Below are 18,610 nucleotides of genomic sequence, written 5' to 3'. Positions count from 1 at the left end.
CAGCGCGCCCGGACGCCCCCGTTTTCCTACCCGCCTTCCGGCTCGATGACCATGAGCGTTTTCTCATTCTTGCTTCCATTGACACGCATAGCTGCGGACTCCTAGCTTCCTTTCATCGAAAGCGCGGTCAATGGGCCGCGCTGCCCCCAACGGGAGGTCGAAATGGAACAGCTCATCAAGAAGATGGCCCAGGACGACAACTGGCAGGCGTGGAACGCGCTCAACTCCGCGACCGCCGGCGACAAGAGCGGCTGCATCAGTGCCGCCCCGAAGAGCGGCTGCATCAGCGCCGCCCCCAAGACGGGTTGTATTTCCTAGGCGCTCGTCCCGTTCGGACATCCACCCGGTGGATCGTGCGCCCGGGTGGCGGCAGCCAGTCGCCCCCCAGGTGCTTTCCGGAATTCCGATTTCGATTCCCCTTCTGTTCTCCCTCCCTGTTCCACACCCCACGAAGGCGAGCATGGACAGCCAGCCGGGCCCCGACGTCATCGACCAGATCAGGGACATCCCGATCTACCGGGAACACATCGAGCGCGGTCACTTCCCGATCCTGGAGAAGCCGGAGATAGCCCGCGGGTTCCCGGAGAACTGGATGACGCCCCGACTGGCCGCCGCACTGGACCGCGGCGAAGCGGAGTTCGTGCTCTCCACGGGCACCAACCACGCCCGGATGCAGCTCATCCGCCCGCCGTACTTCCTGCTCAAGAGCTACTACCAGCTGTGGAGCGAGCACCCCGACATCGCCCGTACCTGGCAGGCGGGCTGCCGGCGGGTGTCCCTGACCACGGTCCTCGCCACCGAACACGTGGCCCGGGTCAACGCCCGCAAACGTGGCGCCGCCCCGGACCCCGAGCCCGCCCTCGACGAGCGCCGGCTCGACGAGCGCACCGTCTACCTCAACCTCCGGCTCGACCCGGACCTGTGGGAACGGGCCGACGTGCAGCGCATGCTGGCGGAGATCCGGGCCGAGCGCGCCGCCCACCCCGAGGGCTGGTACCACCTGGACTGCTCCGGCTACCACCTCGCCCATCTGGTGCGCAAGGCGCTCCGCTGGGACCTGTGGGACGGGTTCCCGCTGCCCGAGACCGTGATCACCGCGTACGAGTACACCCCGCTCAACGTCCGCCGCTTCCTGGAACGCCGGCTGGGCCGCCCGGTGATCGACCTCTTCGGCAGCACCGAGCTGGGCTACCTCTACTACAGCGACCGCTCCGGGCGGTACCACCCCCACCTCGACCGGATGAGTCTGGAACTGCTGCCCGTCGCCCCGGGCAGCACGCTCTACAGCCTCATCGTGACGAGCGTGCGCAATCCGTACATGCCGCTGGTCCGCTACCGCTCCGGCGACTGCGTCCGCACCCTCGACGGCAGCCCCGACCCGGCGAAGGCCATGCGCTTCTGCGGTCGGGAGAAGGAACTCCTGGACGCTCCCGGGGGCCCCGTCTCCCAGGGCGACCTGGACGAGTGCGTGGCCGCCGCCTCGCCGCGCGTCTTCCTCTACCAGCTGTGCCTGTCGGACCGGGCGGAAGCACGTCTCCACTTCACCACTTTCGATGACGAACCCCTCGAACCGTCCGAATCCTCGGCGCTGGAGAAGCTCGTGGCGGACCTCACCGGAATGCCGTGCACGGCCCGGCACCGTACGCACATACCGGTGGGCCCTTCCGGGAAGCACGCCTGGCTCGTGACGGAGAACCCCACCCGGTCTGGAGAACGATGAAGACGCAGGAGCGCATGACGGAAGCGGACCTCATTGGCCTGCTCGGTGAGCCGCTGCACGAAGAAGTCGTCACCCACTTCCTGAAGGAAACCGGCGCCGATCGACACGAAGTCGAGCGGCAGGTCGCCGAATGCCTGCGCTATCTCTATCTCGTTTCCCGGCACCGTTCCGAACTGGCCGGACTCTTCCTGCCCGTGGAACAGCACATCGACGAGATATGGCACTACCTGATCCTCCAGACCCGGGAATACCGGGAACTCTGCGAGGAACGCCTTCCCGGGAAGTTCTTCATCAACCACCGCAGCATCGGGTACGAGGAGTACGCCGATGAGCCCGGCCGCGAGCGGACCATCGAGGAAGCCCTGCGCTGGATCCCGTTGTACTGCCAGGAGTTCGGCCCCTTCGAGGAGGAGGCCGTCCCGCACTGGACCATCGTCCGGTTCCTCCGGGACCGCATGAACCTGTCCCTGGCCGACATCGCCGCACTGCGTTCGGCGCGCGCGGCGTAGCCTCTCCGGACCGGGGCGCGTCCGCCGCCCTCACCGGCACCACGAGGAGCGAGCGCATGACGTCCCCCACCGCACCGTCCGTCACGGCGGACCGCGGGGAGCACCCGGCCCAGCGGCGGGTCCTCACGGTCCTCGTGGCCACCCAGATCCTGAGCGGCGCGGCCCTCGCGGCCGGAATCACCGTCGGCGCACTGCTCGCCGAGGAGATGCTCGGTTCCACCGGCCTGGCCGGTGTGCCGAGCGCGCTGTTCACCATAGGCGCGGCAGTGGGGGCCGCGGGTATCGGCCGGGCCTGTCAGCGCTGGGGCAGACGGCCCGGCCTCACCCTCGGCTACGGCGGGGGCGCCGTGGGAAGCCTCCTCGTGGTCGCCGCCACCGCCTGGGACAGCGTGCCGCTGCTCTTCCTGGGCCTGCTGGTGTACGGCGCGGGCACCGCATCCGTCATGATCGCCCGGTACGCGGGCGCCGACCTCGCCTCGCCCGAGCGCCGCGGTCGTGCGGTGTCCACCGTCCTGTTCGCCACCGCCGCCGGTGCGATCGCCGGCCCCGGGCTCGTGGGCGCCACCGGCGACCTCGCCGAAGCCTGGGACCTGCCCCGCCTCTCGGGCCCGTTCCTGCTGGCGACCGCGGCCTTCGTGTCCGCAGCGCTGGTGACCTGGTCCTTCCTCCGCCCCGACCCGCTGGTGCTGGCCCGCCGGGCGGCGACGCCCCCCGCAACACCGGCCCCTTCGCCGGCCGAGCCGGCCCCGGTGGCCGGCCGGCTGCCGCGCGAGGACCTCCGCCGGATGGCGGCGGGGGGAGCGGTGATGGTGCTGAGCCAGGTCGTCATGATCGCGATCATGACGATGACCCCCGTGCACATGGCGGACCACGGTCACGGCACCGGTGTCGCCGGACTCGTCATCGGGCTGCACATGGGGGCGATGTACCTGTCCTCCCCGCTCTCCGGGTACCTGGTCGACCGCACCGGGCGGCTGCCCACCGCGGCCCTGGGCGCCGTGGTGCTGGGCGCCGCCGCACTGCTCGCGTACGTCGCCCCGCCCGGTTCGGCACCCACCCTCGCCGCGGCGCTGATCCTGCTCGGCATCGGCTGGAACCTGGGTTTCGTCAGCGGAACGACGATGGTCACCGATGCGGCGCCCGCCGACCGGAGGGCCGCCTACCAGGGCCTCATGGACGTGGGCGTGCTGGTCGCCGGCGCCTCCGGCGGGCTGGCCTCGGGGATGCTGGTCGCCTCCGGCGGCTTCGGGCTGCTCACCGGCACGGGCGCGGTCCTCGCCCTCGCCGCCACGGTGCTGCTGCTCGCCCGGGGCGGCCTGCCGAAGGCCCCACGGGGATAGCGCCCGGCGCTCCGGCAACCGCGGAGGGCACCGGAGGTCGGTCGTCCGGAGCTTCCGGATCGAGCCCAGGGGCGGCACCCGGACCATCGTCGAGGGACCTTCCTCCACGGCCGCTCCACGGAGGCCCCGCCCACTGGCCCCGCTCGGAAGTGCCCCGGGCACCACCCGGGGCCACGTCAGCGGAACACTCATGTCGGATTCCTGCCAGCGACACCGTCTCGCGTCCCCGATGCTGGAGACATGCGAAGCGCGATGCACGCCGACACCGAGCGGTGCGTGAGAGCGGTGCAGTCCAAGGACAGCCGGTTCGACGGCTGGTTCTTCACGGCCGTGCTCACCACCGGAATCTACTGCCGCCCGAGCTGCCCCGCGGTGCCGCCCAAGCCCGAGAACATGGTGTTCCACCCGAGCGCCGCGGCCTGCCAGCAGGCGGGGTTCCGGGCCTGCAAGCGCTGCCGGCCCGACACCAGCCCCGGTTCCCCGGAGTGGAACCAGCGCGCCGACCTCGTCGCCCGGGCCATGCGGCTCATCGCCGACGGGCTGGTGGACCGGGAGGGCGTTCCGGGGCTCGCCGCCCACCTCGGCTACAGCACCCGACAGGTGGAACGCCAACTCCTGGCGGAGTTGGGCGCGGGCCCGCTCGCCCTCGCCCGGGCCCAACGGGCGCAGACCGCCCGACTGCTGGTCGAGACCACCGCACTGCCCATGGCGGAGATCGCCTTCGCCGCGGGATTCGCCTCCATCCGCGCCTTCAACGACACCGTCCGCGAGGTGTTCGCGCTATCCCCCAGCGAACTGCGGACCAGGGCCGCCGGCCGCTCGGGCGCCCCGGCGGCACCGGCCGGCACCCCCGGGACGCTCTCCCTGCGGCTGCCGTTCCGCGCCCCCCTGACCCCCGACAACCTGTTCGGGCACCTGGTGGCCACGGCCGTCCCCGGGGTGGAGGAGTGGCACGGCGGGGCGTACCGCCGGACCCTGCGGCTGCCCTACGGCCACGGCATCGTCGCCCTCACCCCAGGACCGGAGCACATCGGCTGCCGGCTGACCCTCACGGACCTGCGGGACCTGCCCGTCGCCATCAGCCGCTGCCGCCGGATGCTCGACCTGGACGCCGACCCGGTGGCCGTGGACGCCCAACTCCGTGCCGATCCGCTGCTCGCACCGCTGGTCGACAAGGCCCCCGGCCGCCGGGTGCCGCGGACCGTCGACGAGGACGAGTTCGCCGTCCGGGCGGTGCTCGGCCAGCAGGTGTCCACCGCCGCGGCGCGCACCCACGCGGCCCGGCTGGTCACCGCGCACGGCACCCCGGTCGACGACCCCGAGGGCGGACTCACCCATCTCTTCCCGACCGCACGGGACCTGGCAGCCCTGGACCCCGAGGCGCTCGCCCTGCCCCGGAGCCGCCGCACCACCCTCACCACCCTCGTCGAGGGGCTCGCCGCGGGCACGCTGCGCCTGGGCGCCGAGTCCGACTGGGCCGAGGCGCGCGCCCGTCTCGCCGCGCTCCCCGGCTTCGGCCCGTGGACCGTCGAGGTGATCGCGATGCGCGCCCTCGGCGACCCGGACGCCTTCCTCCCCACCGACCTCGGCGTGCGCCGTGCGGCCGAGGGGCTCGGCCTGCCCTCGACGCCCGCGGCCCTCACCGCCCGCGCCGCGGCCTGGCGCCCCTGGCGGGCGTACGCGGTGCAGCACCTCTGGGCGACCGACGACCACCCGATCAACGTCCTTCCGGGTTAGCCCCCGGTCGGCAGCACGCACCAGGAGCCACCATGAACCCCGTCCGGCAGCACCTCCACCACGACAGCCCCTACGGCACCCTCACCCTGGTCGCCACCGAAGGCGTCCTCAGCGGGGTGTACATGACCAACCAACGGCACCGTCCGCCGGAGGAGTCCTTCGGCGACCGCGACCCCGGGCCCTTCACCGAGGCCGTCCGTCAGCTCGACGCCTACTTCGCGGGCGAACTGACCGCGTTCGACCTTCCGCTGCGCCTCGACGGCACCCCGTTCCAGCGCTCCGTCTGGGACCAGTTGCTGCGCATCCCTTACGGGCGCACCCGCACCTACGGGGAACTCGCCGAGGTCCTCGGCAATCCGGCGGCCTCCCGGGCGGTCGGGCTCGCCAACGGCAAGAACCCGATCAGCGTGATCGTGCCCTGCCACCGCGTGATCGGCGCAGGCGGGGACCTCACCGGCTACGGCGGCGGCCTGGCCCGCAAGCAGCGGTTGCTGGACTTCGAACGCGGCACCGCCCTGTTCTGACCCCCTCCGGGCTCACTCGGGCGGGTCCGACTCGCCCGGCCCGGGGCCCTTGCGGGCGAGTCGACGCAGCCGCCGGTGCCGCTCCGGCGCGACTTCGGAGATGGCCTCGCCGACCATCGCCCGCACCGCGTCCCGCAGCCCGTGCAGCCGCTGCGTGCGGGCGGCCCCAGCCCCGGGGTCCACCCGCAGCTCCGCCAACAGCGCCCAGCACAGCACCAGCATCACCACCACGAACGGCAGGGCCACCAGGATCGTCGCCGTCTGGAGCGACTCCAGCCCCCCGGCCACCAGCAGCACCGCGGCCACCGCCGCCATCAGCACGCCCCAGGTCACGACCAGCCAGGTCCGCGGGTGCAGGGCGCCCCGGCTGCTGAGCGACCCCATCACCAGGGAGGCGGAGTCCGCACTGGTGACGAAGTACGTCATCACCAGCAGCATCGCCACCCAGGAGGTGACCGAGCCGAGCGGCAGCGCGTCGAGCATCGCGAACAACGACGCCTCGGCGCCCTGCTCCACCTTCTCCGCCATGTCCACCCGGCCGGTCTGGTCCAGCCGGATGCCCGTGCCGCCCATCACGCAGAACCAGACGACGGTGGCGCCGCTGGGCACCAGCAGCACCCCGAAGAGGAACTCCCGGATGGTCCGGCCGTGCGAGATGCGGGCGATGAAGGTGCCCACGAACGGCGCCCAGGAGAGCCACCAGGCCCAGTAGAAGATGGTCCACGCCCCGAGCCAGGCACTGTCCGTGAAGGCACCGGTGCGGGTGGCCATGGACACCAGGTCGTTGAGGTAGCCGCCGACGCTCGCCGGAATGGCGTCGAGGATGAACACCGTCGGCCCGAGTGCGAAGACGAACACCATCAGGCAGGCGGCGAGCACCACGTTGAGGGTGCTCAGCCACTTCACGCCCTTGTGGAGCCCGGAGAACGCGGAGAGCACGAACGCCCCCGACAGCACCACCACGATGAGCAGTTGCAGCGCGGTCGAGTCGTCGACCCCGGCGGTCAGCCCGAGGCCGGTCGCGACCTGGAGGGTGCCCACGCCGAGGCTGGTCGCCGTCCCGAAGACCGTCGCGAACACCGCGAGCAGGTCGATCACCCGCCCCGGCCAGCCGGCCGCCCGCCGTTCCCCGAGCAGGGGCACGAACACCGAACTGAGCTGGTTGCCCCGGCCCTTGCGGAAGCTGGCGTAGGCCAGGGCGAGTCCGGCGATCCCGTAGATCGCCCACGGGGTCAGCGTCCAGTGGAAGAACGAGTACTCCAAGGCCACCCGGGCCGCGGCGGGCGTCCGCGGCTCCACCCCGCTGGCCGGCGGCGGCTCCAGGTAGTGGGTCAGGGGCTCCCCGACGCCGTAGAACATCAGCCCGATGCCCATGCCGGCGCTGAACATCATCGCGATCCACGCCAGGTTGGTGAACTCCGGTTCGCTGTCGTCCGTGCCCAACTTCACCCGCCCGAACCGGGAGAGGGCGAGCACCAGGCACAGCACCAGGAAGGCGTCCGCGGCGATGACGAAGAGCCAGGCGAAGTTGGCGAGCACCCAGTCCAGTGCGGTGCCCGACACCGAGTCGAAGGACTCCTTGCCGACCGCCGCCCAGGCGACCACGGCGAGGACCACCCCGACCCCGACGCCGACCACGATGAGGTCGGGCGGTGGGCTCGCCCCGTCCGGTGCGCCGCTCTCCCCGGGGTCCGTCTCCAGCGTCTCTGTGCTCATCGCGCCCCACTATGGGGGGAAACATCCAGCTTCGCCGTGGTGGCGCGCCGTGTCCGTGACGGGGAGCCCGAGCCGGCCGGGGGGACGCCGGTTAGGGTCGCAGCGGCGCGGGCCGACGAGTGAAGGGGACGGGACAGCACGTGACGAAGGCATCGGTGACCGGGGCGGACGACGGACGCGGCGGGGGCGGGGCCCCGCGGCGGCTCGTGCTCGTGGCCGCGGACAAGTTCAAGGGCTCGTTGACGGCGGTCGAGGTGGCCGACCGGGTGACGGCCGGACTCCGCCGGACCGTGCCCGACCTGGAGGTGCGCGCCCTCCCGGTCGCGGACGGCGGCGACGGCACGGTCGCCGCCGCCCTCGCCGCGGGCTTCGCGCCCCGCGACGTCCGGGTGCGCGGGCCGCTCGGCGACGCGGTGACGACGCGGTTCGCCCTGCGGGACGACACCGCCGTGGTGGAGATGGCCGGGGCGTCCGGACTGCAACGGCTCCCGGCCGGGGTCTTCGCCGCCCGCACCGCCACCAGCCACGGCACCGGCGAACTGCTGCGCGCCGCGCTGGACGCGGGCGCCCGCACCATCGTGTTCGGCATCGGCGGCAGCGCCACCACCGACGGCGGTGCCGGGATGCTCAGCGCCCTGGGCGCCCGGTTCCTGGACGCGGCCGGGGAACCGGTGGGCCCGGGCGGTGGAGGTCTGCTGGACCTCGCCGCGGTGGACCTCGCCGGCCTGGACCCCCGGTTCGCCGAGGTGGACCTGATCCTCGCCGGCGACGTCGACAACCCCCTCACCGGCCCCCGGGGAGCGGCTGCGGTGTACGGCCCGCAGAAGGGCGCCGACGCGGCGGACGTCACCGCCCTGGACACGGCGCTGAGCCGCTTTGCCGCGCTCATGGAACGGGCCACCGGCGTGCGCGCCGCGGAACGCGCCGGGGCGGGCGCCGCGGGCGGCGTGGGCTACGGGGCGCTGGTGGCCCTCGGCGCCCGGTTCCGCCCGGGCATCGAGGTGATGCTGGAGGTCCTCGGCTTCGCCGCGGCGTTGGAGGGCGCCACCCTGGTGGTGACGGGGGAGGGCTCCCTGGACGGGCAGACCCTGCACGGCAAGGCACCGGTCGGGGTGGCCGCGGCGGCCCGGGCCGCCGGGGTGGAGGTGGTGGCCGTGTGCGGGCGCCTCGCCCTGTCGGCCGGGGAGCTGGAGCGCGCCGGCATCCGCCGCGCCTACGCCCTGGCGGAGCTGGAACCCGACCCGGCCCGTTCGATGGCCCAGGCCGGACCGCTGCTGGAGCGCCTGGCCGCCCGGCTGGCCGAGGACCGTCTGGTCTGACCGCCGGCACCACGGACGCCGGGGGGGGGCGGCCCCCCCGGGGGGGGGGGCCCCCCCGGGCCGGGGGGGGGGCGGGGGGGGCGGGAGTGGGGGGGGGGGGCCGCCCCCGGCGCGCCCTGCGGCCCCCCCCGGGGCGCGCACCCCCCCCCCCGCCGGGGCCCCCCCCCCCGCGCGCCCGCGGCCCGCCCCCCGGCCGTCCGGCGGCCGGTTCCCGTTCACCCCGGGCCCCTAGGCTGCGCACGAGACCGCCCGGGCCGCCCTCCTCGCGGGCCGCAGGCTCGTCCTTCCCCGCCGTCCCGTGGGCAACGGACCGCTCCGCGCGGCCCGGCCCCGCTCAGCACTGGATGCCGCCCTTCCATGTCTTGGTTCGAAGCCTTCGTCCTCGGACTCGTCCAGGGGCTGACCGAGTTCCTCCCCATCTCCTCCAGCGCCCACCTGAGACTGACCGCGGCTTTCGCGGGCTGGCAGGATCCCGGGGCCGCGTTCACCGCGATCACCCAGATCGGCACGGAGACCGCCGTCCTGATCTACTTCCGCAAGGACATCGCCCGGATCGTCTCCGCCTGGTTCCGCTCGCTGACGGACCGGTCCGCGCGGCGGGACCACGACGCCCAGTTGGGCTGGTTGGTCATCATCGGCTCGATCCCCATCGGCGTGCTCGGGGTGACACTCAAGGACCAGATCGAGGGGCCCTTCCGGGACCTGCGGCTGATCGCGACGACGCTGATCGTGATGGGGGTGGTGCTGGGGGTCGCCGACCGGCTCGCGGCACGCGACGAGTCGGGCGGCCGGCACCGGGCCGCACGCCCCCGCAAGACCCTGGAGGACCTCGGGGTGCGGGACGGACTCGTCTACGGGTGCTGCCAGGCCCTGGCCCTGATCCCCGGGGTCTCCCGGTCCGGGGCGACCATCAGCGGCGGTCTGCTGATGGGCTACACCCGCGAGGCGGCGGCCCGGTACTCCTTCTTGTTGGCGATCCCCGCGGTGCTCGCCTCGGGCGCGTACGAACTGCGGGACGCGGGCGAGGGGCACGTCTCCTGGGGGCCGTTGGTCTTCGCGACACTCGTGGCCTTCGGCGTGGGATATGCCGTGATCGCATGGTTCATGCGTTTCATCACCACCAAGAGCTTCATGCCCTTCGTCTACTACCGGATCGCCCTCGGGGTGCTGCTGTTCGTCCTCGTGAGCGCCGGGGTACTCAGCCCCCACGCCGGCGAGTTCGGGCACTGACGGGGCGCCGGAGGGAAGGCGCGGAGCGGCCCGCCCCGGAGGCGCTGTCCAGCCGGGACGGGCGCTCAGCTCACGCAGCCAGCATGGGCTGTTGACGGCTCCACCCTAGGACGCGGCACTGACACCGTCCGGTCGCCCCGCAGGGGACGGCGATCGCTCCTACCTCGCCGCAGTCCGATCAAAACCCGCCAGGTCCTCGAAATTCAGCCGCGAGCGAGAGAGTTGCCTCACAGGCCCGCTCCCGGCGAACCGCTCGGCGGACTACCGGAAACCGCACATGACCTGCACGTTCTCTCCGCAAAGCCCTCCGCACCACCTTGCGTACAGTGATGAACTATAGGCAAGGCGTAGCGGATGGTCAGATCGAGCGCCTAAGCTTCGTGTCATGTCCCGCACCCAAGAGCATGCCGGTTGCGTGCGTTCCGCCGACTCCCTCAACGAGGAGATCCGTGATCTGTGGCTGCGGACGGGCGGTCGCCTGTCCGCAGAGGAACGACGCACCTACGAGGCGCTGGTGACCGAGTGGGCCGCCGCCGTCCGGGCGGACGTCACGACCTGGTGACGAGCACGACCGGCGCCACGCACCCCCCTCGTCCGCGCGCCGCCCGCCCCCCGGGCGGCTTCTGACCCCCCATCGGGCTCCCGGGCCCACGAGGCCGGGCCGGCCACCACCGTGGCCGGCCCTCTTCCGTGGTCCACGAGGACGCGGCCACCGGGAGGGCGCACGACCCTTGGCGTGGCGGCACCGGGGGTCAACACTGGACGCATGACCCAGCGCGTGGACCTGGCCACCGTGATGGACCGTCTCGCCGTCGACTCCCTGCTCACCGAGTACGCCCGCGCACTCGACGCGGGCGACTGGGCCGCGTTCCGCCGCCTCTTCGTCCCCGGTGGGCACGTGGACCACCCCTGCGCCGAGGACCCCGCGGAGCACCCCGCGACGGACACGGACGCCGTCGACCGTCTGGCCGCCGCACTGGCCCCCTATCCCACCCGACAACACTTCCTGGTCAACCGGCTGCTCTCCTTCGACCTGCTGGAGCACGACGAGGGCGACACCGCGCGGGTGAACGCCGACTACCTCGCCGTGCTCTACCGGGCGGACGGCTCCGTGGACGCGGCGCCGGACGTCGAGCACGGCGGCCGGTACGCGTTCCTCGCGGTCCGCACCCGCGAGGGCTGGCGACTGCGGGAGGCGCTCGGGGAGCGGATGTGGCGCAGGGCGCGCACGACCGGCGACTCCGCCACGTGATCCGGCGCGACGGTCGCACGGTTCCTCCGGCCGCCGTGGGCCCGCGCGCGCCACGGGCGGCCGGCGCATGCTGGACGTGCGGAGCGCACCGGCCCCGGAACGGCGGCGGCCCCGCGCTCCCGGGGCAGTGACGGAAGGCGGGCCCATGGACGAGGCGGTCGACGGACGACACCCCGGGCGCGCCGTTCCCGCCCCGCAGTGGCGCCGGTCGGCCCTCGCCCTGCCCGCCGGCGCCCTGCCCGCGCTGGCCTTTCCGGCACCCGCCTTGTGGTGGCTCGCCCCGGTCGCACTGGTGCCCTGGCTGCTGCTGCTCCGCGGAGCCGCCACGGGGCGGCGGGCCGCGCGGGACGGGTGGCTCGGCGGGCTCGGGTTCATGCTCGCGGTGCACCACTGGCTGCTGCCCAGCCTGCACGTGTTCACGGTGGTGCTCGCGGGGCTGCTCGGCCTGCTCTGGGCGCCCTGGGGGTGGTGGGTGCGACGGTTGCTCGGCGGCCGACCGGGCCCCGGGCGGGCGGGCGTCGCGCTGCTGGTGCTGCCCTCGGCCTGGTTGGCGATCGAGGTCGTCCGCTCGTGGCAGGGCTTGGGCGGACCCTGGGGCCTGCTGGGGGCCAGCCAGTGGCAGGTGGACCCCGCGCTGCGGCTGGCCTCGCTGGGCGGGGTGTGGCTGGTGAGCCTGTGCGTGGTCGCCGTCAACACGGCGCTGGTGCTGTTGCTCACGGCGCCCGGGGCCCGACTGACGGGGGCGGTGGGCCTCACGACCGTGGCGGTGGGCGCCACGACGGCCTGGGCCTGGGCGCCGGTCCCCCGGTCGGCCGGTACCGCACGGATCGCCGTGGTCCAACCCGGGGTGGTCGACGGGCCGGAGGCCCGCTTCGCCCGCGGCGAGCTCCTCACCCGCTCCCTGGTCGGCCGGCCGATCGACCTGGTGGTGTGGGGCGAGAGCAGCGTGGGCCGGGACCTGGCGGACCGGCCGGACCTGGCGGAGCGCCTCGCCGCCCTCTCCCGGGAGGTCGGCGCCGACGTCCTGGTCAACGTCGACGCCCGCAGCACCGGGCCCGACGCCCCGGCCGGCATCTACAAGAGTTCGGTGCTGGTCGGCCCGCACGGCCCCACCGGCGACCGGTACGCCAAGATGCGGCTGGTCCCGTTCGGGGAATACGTCCCGGCACGTTCCCTGCTGGGCTGGGCGACCTCCGTGGGCAGGGCCGCGGACGAGGACCGGCGGCGCGGGACCCGACAGGTGCTGATGGACACCGGAGGGGTGCGGGTGGGCCCGTTGGTGTGCTTCGAGTCGGCCTTCCCCGACCTGAGCCGGCGGTTGGTCGAGCGGGGCGCCGGGGTGCTGGTCGCCCAGTCGGCGACCTCGACCTTCCAGGACGGCTGGGCACCGGCGCAGCACGCCTCGCTGGCGGCACTGCGGGCGGCCGAGACCGGACGGTCCGTGGTCCACGCGACGCTCACCGGAATCTCCGCGGTGCACGGGCCCGCGGGCGAACCGGTGGGGCCCCGGCTCGGCACCCGCCCAGCCGCCGCGCAGGTGTACCGGGTGCCGCTGGCCACCGGGACCACCGCGTACGTCCGGTTCGGCGCCTGGCCGGTGGGCGCGGCCCTGCTCGTCCTGGGGGCGTACGCGGGGACCGGGGCGGTGCGCCGGATCAGACGGCGCCCAGTCCGGCCTGCTCCTGGATCGCCAGCACCACCCGCTCGCAGAGCTCATGGGTGGCCAACGCGTCCCGCGCGCTGATCGTGCGCCCGGCGCGCACCTCGTCCAGGAAGGCCAGCACGACCTGCTCGATCCCGCGCTGTCGGGCCACCGGTACCCAGTCCCCGCGCCGCCGGACACTGGGCTGGCCCTTGTGGTCGATGACCTCCGCGAGGTTGAGGACCTGGCGCTTGCTGTCCTGGCCGGCCACTTCCAGCACTTCCTCGACCGAACCGCTCAGCCGGTTCATCACGCCGAGGGCGGTGAAGCCCTCGCCCGCGAGTTGGAGCACCACGTGGTGCAGGAGCCCGTCCTCGGTCTTCGCCCGCACCCCGAAGTGGTCGACGGTGCCGGGTACGAGGAAGCGCAGGGTGTCCACGACGTGGATGAAGTCGTCGAAGACGAAGGACCGCGGCTCCTCGGGGAGCCCGACGCGGTTCTTCTGCATGACGATCAACTCGCGCGGGTGTTCCAGGCACTGGGCGTACCCCGGCGCGTGACGGCGGTTGAACCCCACGCTCAGGGAGACCCCCCGGTCCTCCGCGAGCCGCACCAGCCGTTCGCAGGCGGCGAGGTCGTAGGCGAGCGGCTTGTCCACGTAGGTCGGCACACCGGCTTCGAGGAGCCGGGCCACGATCTCGGGGTGCGTCTCGGTGGGGGCGTGGACGAAGGCCGCGTCGATGCCCCGGGCGAGCAGGCCGTCGAGGTCCGGGTGGCACCGTTCCTCGGGCAGGTGGTACGCGGCGGCGACCCGCCGGAGGGTTGCCGGAGTGCGGGTCTGGAGGTGCAGTTCCACGTCCGGTTGGGTGGTGAGTACCGGCAGGTACGCCTTCTGCGCGATGTCGCCGAGTCCGATGCAACCGACCTTCACACGTGTCTCCTGCCAAACGGTGCGGGCTACCGCCCGGCAGCATACGTGGCCCAAGGCGGTCACCGGTCGGTCGATCCGGTCGAAGCCCCCCGCGCTAGGACGCGCGCCCGGGGGCCCCGGGGCTCGGCGGGTCCTCGTCCAACTGCCGCCACAGTCGGGTGATCGCCGCGCGGACGGCCTCTCCCCGGGCGTCGGCGGTCAACGCGTCCAGCGCGCCGCGGGAGAGCAGCAGATGACTGCGGGCAGCGTCACGGCGGCCGAGCTTCGCGTAGTCCGCGGCGAGGTTCAGGTGCAGGGTCGGGTAGAGGGCCCGCGCGGCCGAGGCCGGCCCGCGCGGGGGCACGGCGTCCACCGCGAGTTCGTCGGCGGCGGACAGGGCCCGCAGGTCCCAGGCGAGTTCGGCCTCGGGATCCTCCTGGGTGTCGGCCAGGTAGTGGGCGAGGGTGCAACGGTGCAGGGGGTCACCGTCCTCGGTGAGTTCCCCCCACAGGGCGAGGAAGCGGTCCCGGGCCTCTTCCCGGTCACCCCCGTGGTGCAGCATCACCGCCTGTCCGATGCGGGTGAGCGTTTCCTCGTGCTCCCCGTCCTGCGTCTCCCGCCCGTTGCGCTGCACCACCACTGCCTCCGCCGGTCCGCCGGGGCGCGGTCGGCCTCCGGGGTACCGGCCCCGACGCCGACCGCGCCGCTCTCCCTGACGCTAACCGCCGGGGTGACGGCGACCGGGCAGGCGCGGGCGGGGTACGCACCACTGGTCCAGCCCGGCCCCTGACACCCGCCCGCGCGCTCCGCGGGAGCGGTGGGGTCAGCCCAGGTTCGGAATCCGCCAGTCGATCGGCTCGTGCCCCTGGCCGGCCACCGCCTCGTCGATCTGGGTGAACGGCTTGGACCCGAAGAACTTCTTCGCGGACAGCGGCGAGGGGTGGGCCCCCTTCACCACCACGTGCCGCTCCTGGTCGATGAGCGGCAGCTTCTTCTGCGCGTAGTTGCCCCAGAGGACGAACACGGCCGGGTCGGGCCGGTCGGCGACCGCGTGGATGACGGCGTCCGTGAACCGCTCCCAGCCCTTGCCCTTGTGGGAGTTGGCCTCCCCGGCACGGACCGTGAGCACCGCATTCAACAGCAGGACGCCCTGTTGCGCCCACGGCATCAGGTAGCCGTTGTCCGGCACCGGGTGGCCCAGCTCGGCGTTGAGCTCCTTGTAGATGTTGCGCAGCGACGGCGGGGTCTTGACCCCCGGCCGCACGGAGAAGCACAGGCCGTGGCCCTGGCCCTCGCCGTGGTAGGGGTCCTGTCCCAGGATCAGGACCTTCACCCGGTCGTAGGAGGTGGCCTCCAGCGCCGCGAAGACCTCGTCACGGGGAGGGTAGACGGGCCCCTTCTCCCGCTCCCCCTCCACGAACTCGGCCAGTTCCTTGAAGTACGGCTTCGTCAGCTCCTCGCCGAGGACGCCGCGCCAGGATTCGGGCAGCAGGGTGTCGGTCACGTGCAGTTCCTCCGGAAAACGGTCGTTCGGCGGCCGTGCCGTGCACGGCCGCCCCCACACCCGAGAAACTACCGGCCCCCACTGACAGGCGACCCCGTTTCCGGTCCTACCAACTGGTTTTCCTACGGAGTTCCCACATCCGCATGACCATGGACGGGTCCAGGGCCCGCTCGACCCCGGAGATCTCCTCGTTCGCGGCCATGTAGAGCCGGCTCTGCCACAGCGGCAGCAGCCGCGCATCCTTCGCGAGGATCTCCTGCACCCGCTTGAAGTCCCCCGCCGCCGCGGAGCGGTTCGGCTCCCGCTGCGTCCTCGGCAGCAGGTTGGAGTCGATCTGCCGGGAGGCGTAGGGGATGCCCAGCACGTTCCGCTTCCCCACGAAGGGCGCGATGAAGTTGTCCGGGTCGGGGTAGTCCGGGGACCACCCGCGGCCGAAGGCGGGGTACTCGCCCTTGCGGTAGCCGGCCTCGAACGTCTTCCACGGGCTGCTGCGCAGGGTGATCTCGAACCGTCCGGACTCCTCCAACTGCCGCTTGATCTCGGTGTAGGCGGCGGCGGTCTCCGACCCGTAGCGGTCGGAGGTGAACCACAGTTCCAGCGGCACCGGCTCGAAGATGCCGGCCTGGTCCAGGGTGGCTGCCGCCGCCTCGGCGTCGGGTTCCCCGAAGGCGTCGAAGTAACCGGTCGTGTGCCCCGGCAGACCGCTGGGGATCATGGAGTACAGCGGGTCGACGGTGTCCTTGTACACCTTGTGCACGATGGCGTTGCGGTCGATCAGCTGGGCCACCGCCCGGCGCACGGCCTCCTCGCCCGCCCAGCGGTCCTTGGGGTTGAAGATCAGGTAGCTGACCTCGGTGCTGGCGCCCTCGACGAGTTGGAGGTCGTCCTCGGCGGCGCGCTCCTGGAGGTTCGCGACCTCCTCGGCGGCCAGGCCGCGGTAGGTGACGTCGATCTTCTCGTCGCGCAGGGCCCGGGCGAGGGACGCGGAGTCCTGGAAGTACCGGATCGTCACCTCGTCGTTCTTGCGGTCCGCGTACCCCTTGTACTTGGGGTTGCGGGTCAGCCGCGCCTCGCGGCCCTCCTCGTAGGCGGAGAGCACGTACGGGCCGGAGCCGGTGACCTTGGTCCCCGTGCGCAGGGCGTTCGCCGGGTACTCGCGGGGGTCGACCAGCGACATCGCGGGGGTCGCCAGGACGTAGGGGAAGGTCGCGTCGGGCCGCTTGAGGTGGAAGACCACGATCCGCTCGCCGCCCGCCTCCACGCGGTCGAGGCTGCGCAGCAGCCCCTTCGGTCCGTTCGGCACGCCGATGCGCAGGATGCGGTCGAAGCTGTGCTTGACGGCCTTGGAGTTGAGGACGTCCCCGTCCGAGAAGGTCAGGCCCTCCCGCAGGGTGCAGGAGTAGGTCCGCATCGAGTCGTCGGTGAAGTCGCACTCGGCGGCGTCCGGCTCGGGGGTGGAGGCACCCGCGGGGTAGCTGAGGAGGGTCTGGTAGACGTTCCGATACAGTTCCCAGGAGCCGTCCCAGGACGCCGCCGGGTCAAGCGTGCTGGGCGCGCTCGTCGTCCCCACAGTGATCTTTTGGTCTTCCTGCGATGTGCTTTCGGCGACGAACCCACATCCGGAGACCACGGACATCACCACCGCGGCTGCTATGTACTGCAGACGCCGGAACCGGACGAACACGCGCACGCTCCTCGAAAATCACACAAGCCGTGGGGGGCCGGCCGACCATATCGCAGCTCACGCGCGGTGCAACCCCCCTCGTCGGCACCTCTCTGATACCGATCCGGTCACGCCCGACGCATCACGGTCGGCTTCCGTCAAGAGGGCCTTTGGCCACCGGTGAAGACTGGCCGGAAACAAACCGGTGGCCTCGTCGCCGGAGCGCGCGGCGGGACGGCGCCCCGGCGACCGCCGTCCCGCCGGGACTCAGCGCACCAGGACGTCCACCAGCCGCTCCAACTCGGCGCGCGGATCGGTGGTGAGCCCGGTGTGCACCGGGCCGGGCTGCACCACGGTCGACCGGGGCGCCACCAGCCAGCGGAACCGGCGCCCCGCGTCGTCACGCGCGGCCTGACCCGCCTGCGCGCCCCCCGCGCACACCTGCTCCACCCCGTGCAGGGCCGCCCGCACCCCGACCAGGTCCGCCCTCGGGTCGAGGGCGAGCAGTCGCGTCTCGTCGAGGTGGATCCGCGCGGCCACGAACGACCGGGCTCGGCAGTAGACCACCACTCCGGCGTTGATGAGTTCGCCGCGCTCCACCCGCGGCACCACCCTCAGCACCGCGTACTCGAACACGTCCCGCCCGCTCATCGGTCCCCCCGTCCCTCGCCAACCACCAGCCAACCGGCCCTGCGCCCCGTCAACCGTGGGTCCGGCGGCCCCAGTTCGATCCGACGATGGATGTCGCGGGCACGGGGCGACAGCGTCGACACATAGGCCCCGCGCACGGCGTCGGGGGTGTCGAAGCCCTCCTCGCCGGCCAGCCAGGCGTCCGGCACGGCGGCGGCCACCTCCTGCAACAGGTCCTCCGTCACCAGCGGGGCCAACTCGGCGGCCGCCGCGGCCAGGTCGGGGGCGAAGGGCGCCAGGGCGTGGTCCGTCGCATCGTAGGAACGGGCGGCCGAGGCGGTGGCGGTGGGCCAGTTGTGGTGCCAGATCATGCTGGCGCCGTGGTCGATCAACCAGAGGTCGTCCTGCCACACCAGCAGGTTGGGGTTGCGCCAGGACCGGTCGACGTTGTTGACGAGCGCGTCGAACCAGACGATCCGCCCCGCTTCCCGCGCATCGACCGCGTAGGCCAGCGCATCGAACCCGAGGGCGCCGGACAGGTAGGCCGTGCCGAGGTTCGGCCCCGCACTGCCCCGGAGGAGTTCCTGCACCTCGGGGTCGGGCTCCCCGAGGCCGAGCACCGGGTCCAGGTCGATCACCACGAGGTCGGGGACGCGCAGTCCGAGCCGCCGGGCGAGCAGTCCGCACAGCACTTCCGCGACCAGGGTCTTGCGGCCCTGCCCCGCCCCGGTGAACTTCATCGCGTACGTACCGAGATCGTCGGCCTCGACGATGCCGGGGAGCGAACCGCCTTCGCGCAGGGGCGCGACATAGCGGGTTGCTACGACCTCTTCCAACACTTTCCCAGGCCACCCATCTCTTCGTCCTTGCGATCCACGAACGACTTCTCCGGTGCGTGGAGTCAGGCATCGCCG

At 73.0% G+C, this 18,610-nt stretch carries 18 protein-coding genes; 11 read left to right on the top strand and 7 right to left on the bottom strand.

Features of this window, described 5'->3' with window-relative positions; genetic code table 11:
• Window positions 1-162: 162 nt before the first annotated feature.
• From ABT092_RS23030 to ABT092_RS23005, 6 genes are all read left to right on the top strand, one after another.
• Complete coding sequence (locus tag ABT092_RS23030) at window positions 163-318, top strand: hypothetical protein (protein WP_351246798.1); 156 nt, start codon at window positions 163-165, stop codon at window positions 316-318.
• Window positions 319-460: 142 nt separating this feature from the next.
• The gene (locus tag ABT092_RS23025; RefSeq protein ID WP_351246796.1) at window positions 461-1,720 is read left to right on the top strand and encodes an acyl-CoA synthetase family protein; all 1,260 of its coding nucleotides are present in this window, start codon (window positions 461-463) and stop codon (window positions 1,718-1,720) included.
• Complete coding sequence (locus ABT092_RS23020; RefSeq protein ID WP_351246794.1) at window positions 1,717-2,229, top strand: glycine-rich domain-containing protein; 513 nt, start codon at window positions 1,717-1,719, stop codon at window positions 2,227-2,229. Before ABT092_RS23025 ends, ABT092_RS23020 begins: the two co-directional genes overlap by 4 nt.
• Before the next feature lie 56 nt (window positions 2,230-2,285).
• Window positions 2,286-3,569: an MFS transporter gene (locus tag ABT092_RS23015; protein ID WP_351246792.1), complete on the top strand. Its 1,284-nt coding sequence runs from the start codon at window positions 2,286-2,288 to the stop codon at window positions 3,567-3,569.
• Window positions 3,570-3,821: 252 nt separating this feature from the next.
• Window positions 3,822-5,306, top strand: a complete 1,485-nt coding sequence (locus ABT092_RS23010) for an AlkA N-terminal domain-containing protein (protein WP_502968487.1) — start codon at window positions 3,822-3,824, stop codon at window positions 5,304-5,306.
• A 32-nt stretch (window positions 5,307-5,338) separates the two neighbouring features.
• Entirely contained in the window at window positions 5,339-5,830 is a 492-nt protein-coding gene (locus ABT092_RS23005) for a methylated-DNA--[protein]-cysteine S-methyltransferase (RefSeq protein ID WP_351246788.1), read from the top strand.
• A 12-nt stretch (window positions 5,831-5,842) separates the two neighbouring features.
• Here ABT092_RS23005 and ABT092_RS23000 read toward each other — a convergent pair whose 3' ends face one another.
• A complete protein-coding gene (locus ABT092_RS23000) occupies window positions 5,843-7,546 on the bottom strand; it encodes a BCCT family transporter (RefSeq protein WP_351246786.1) in 1,704 nt (567 codons plus the stop codon).
• A gap of 206 nt (window positions 7,547-7,752) precedes the next feature.
• On the opposite strand from ABT092_RS23000, the gene ABT092_RS22995 reads away from it, so the two are divergent.
• From ABT092_RS22995 to lnt, 5 genes are all read left to right on the top strand, one after another.
• The gene (locus ABT092_RS22995) at window positions 7,753-8,865 is read left to right on the top strand and encodes a glycerate kinase (protein WP_351246853.1); all 1,113 of its coding nucleotides are present in this window, start codon (window positions 7,753-7,755) and stop codon (window positions 8,863-8,865) included.
• A 357-nt stretch (window positions 8,866-9,222) separates the two neighbouring features.
• Entirely contained in the window at window positions 9,223-10,095 is an 873-nt protein-coding gene (locus ABT092_RS22990) for an undecaprenyl-diphosphate phosphatase (protein ID WP_351246784.1), read from the top strand.
• A 385-nt stretch (window positions 10,096-10,480) separates the two neighbouring features.
• Window positions 10,481-10,657, top strand: coding sequence for a hypothetical protein (locus tag ABT092_RS22985; RefSeq protein WP_351246782.1), 177 nt, complete (start codon window positions 10,481-10,483; stop codon window positions 10,655-10,657).
• 204 nt (window positions 10,658-10,861) lie between these two features.
• On the top strand, window positions 10,862-11,347 hold the full coding sequence (locus ABT092_RS22980) for a nuclear transport factor 2 family protein (RefSeq protein ID WP_351246780.1): 486 nt from the start codon (window positions 10,862-10,864) through the stop codon (window positions 11,345-11,347).
• 145 nt (window positions 11,348-11,492) lie between these two features.
• Window positions 11,493-13,091: an apolipoprotein N-acyltransferase gene (gene lnt / locus ABT092_RS22975; protein ID WP_351246778.1), complete on the top strand. Its 1,599-nt coding sequence runs from the start codon at window positions 11,493-11,495 to the stop codon at window positions 13,089-13,091.
• Here lnt and ABT092_RS22970 read toward each other — a convergent pair.
• The 6 genes from ABT092_RS22970 to ABT092_RS22945 form a co-directional block, all read right to left on the bottom strand.
• Complete coding sequence (locus tag ABT092_RS22970) at window positions 13,003-13,920, bottom strand: Gfo/Idh/MocA family protein (RefSeq protein ID WP_351246776.1); 918 nt, start codon at window positions 13,918-13,920, stop codon at window positions 13,003-13,005. The genes lnt and ABT092_RS22970 overlap by 89 nt on opposite strands.
• Window positions 13,921-14,014: 94 nt before the next feature.
• The gene (locus ABT092_RS22965; protein WP_351246774.1) at window positions 14,015-14,536 is read right to left on the bottom strand and encodes a hypothetical protein; all 522 of its coding nucleotides are present in this window, start codon (window positions 14,534-14,536) and stop codon (window positions 14,015-14,017) included.
• A 186-nt stretch (window positions 14,537-14,722) separates the two neighbouring features.
• A complete protein-coding gene (locus ABT092_RS22960; protein ID WP_351246772.1) occupies window positions 14,723-15,403 on the bottom strand; it encodes a uracil-DNA glycosylase in 681 nt (226 codons plus the stop codon).
• Window positions 15,404-15,509: 106 nt separating this feature from the next.
• Window positions 15,510-17,087, bottom strand: coding sequence for an ABC transporter substrate-binding protein (locus tag ABT092_RS22955; RefSeq protein WP_351246770.1), 1,578 nt, complete (start codon window positions 17,085-17,087; stop codon window positions 15,510-15,512).
• Window positions 17,088-17,333: 246 nt separating this feature from the next.
• Window positions 17,334-17,717, bottom strand: coding sequence for a DUF3037 domain-containing protein (locus ABT092_RS22950; protein WP_351246768.1), 384 nt, complete (start codon window positions 17,715-17,717; stop codon window positions 17,334-17,336).
• Window positions 17,714-18,535 carry a HipA family kinase gene (locus tag ABT092_RS22945; protein ID WP_351246766.1) on the bottom strand — a complete coding sequence of 274 codons (822 nt, stop codon included), beginning with the start codon at window positions 18,533-18,535 and terminating at the stop codon, window positions 17,714-17,716. Before ABT092_RS22945 ends, ABT092_RS22950 begins: the two co-directional genes overlap by 4 nt.
• Window positions 18,536-18,610: the final 75 nt, after the last annotated feature.

The organism is Streptomyces sp. NPDC002490 (assembly GCF_040296045.1).
Classification (GTDB): Bacteria; Actinomycetota; Actinomycetes; order Streptomycetales; family Streptomycetaceae; genus Streptomyces.
This window is presented reverse-complemented; position numbering and strand designations above follow the sequence as displayed.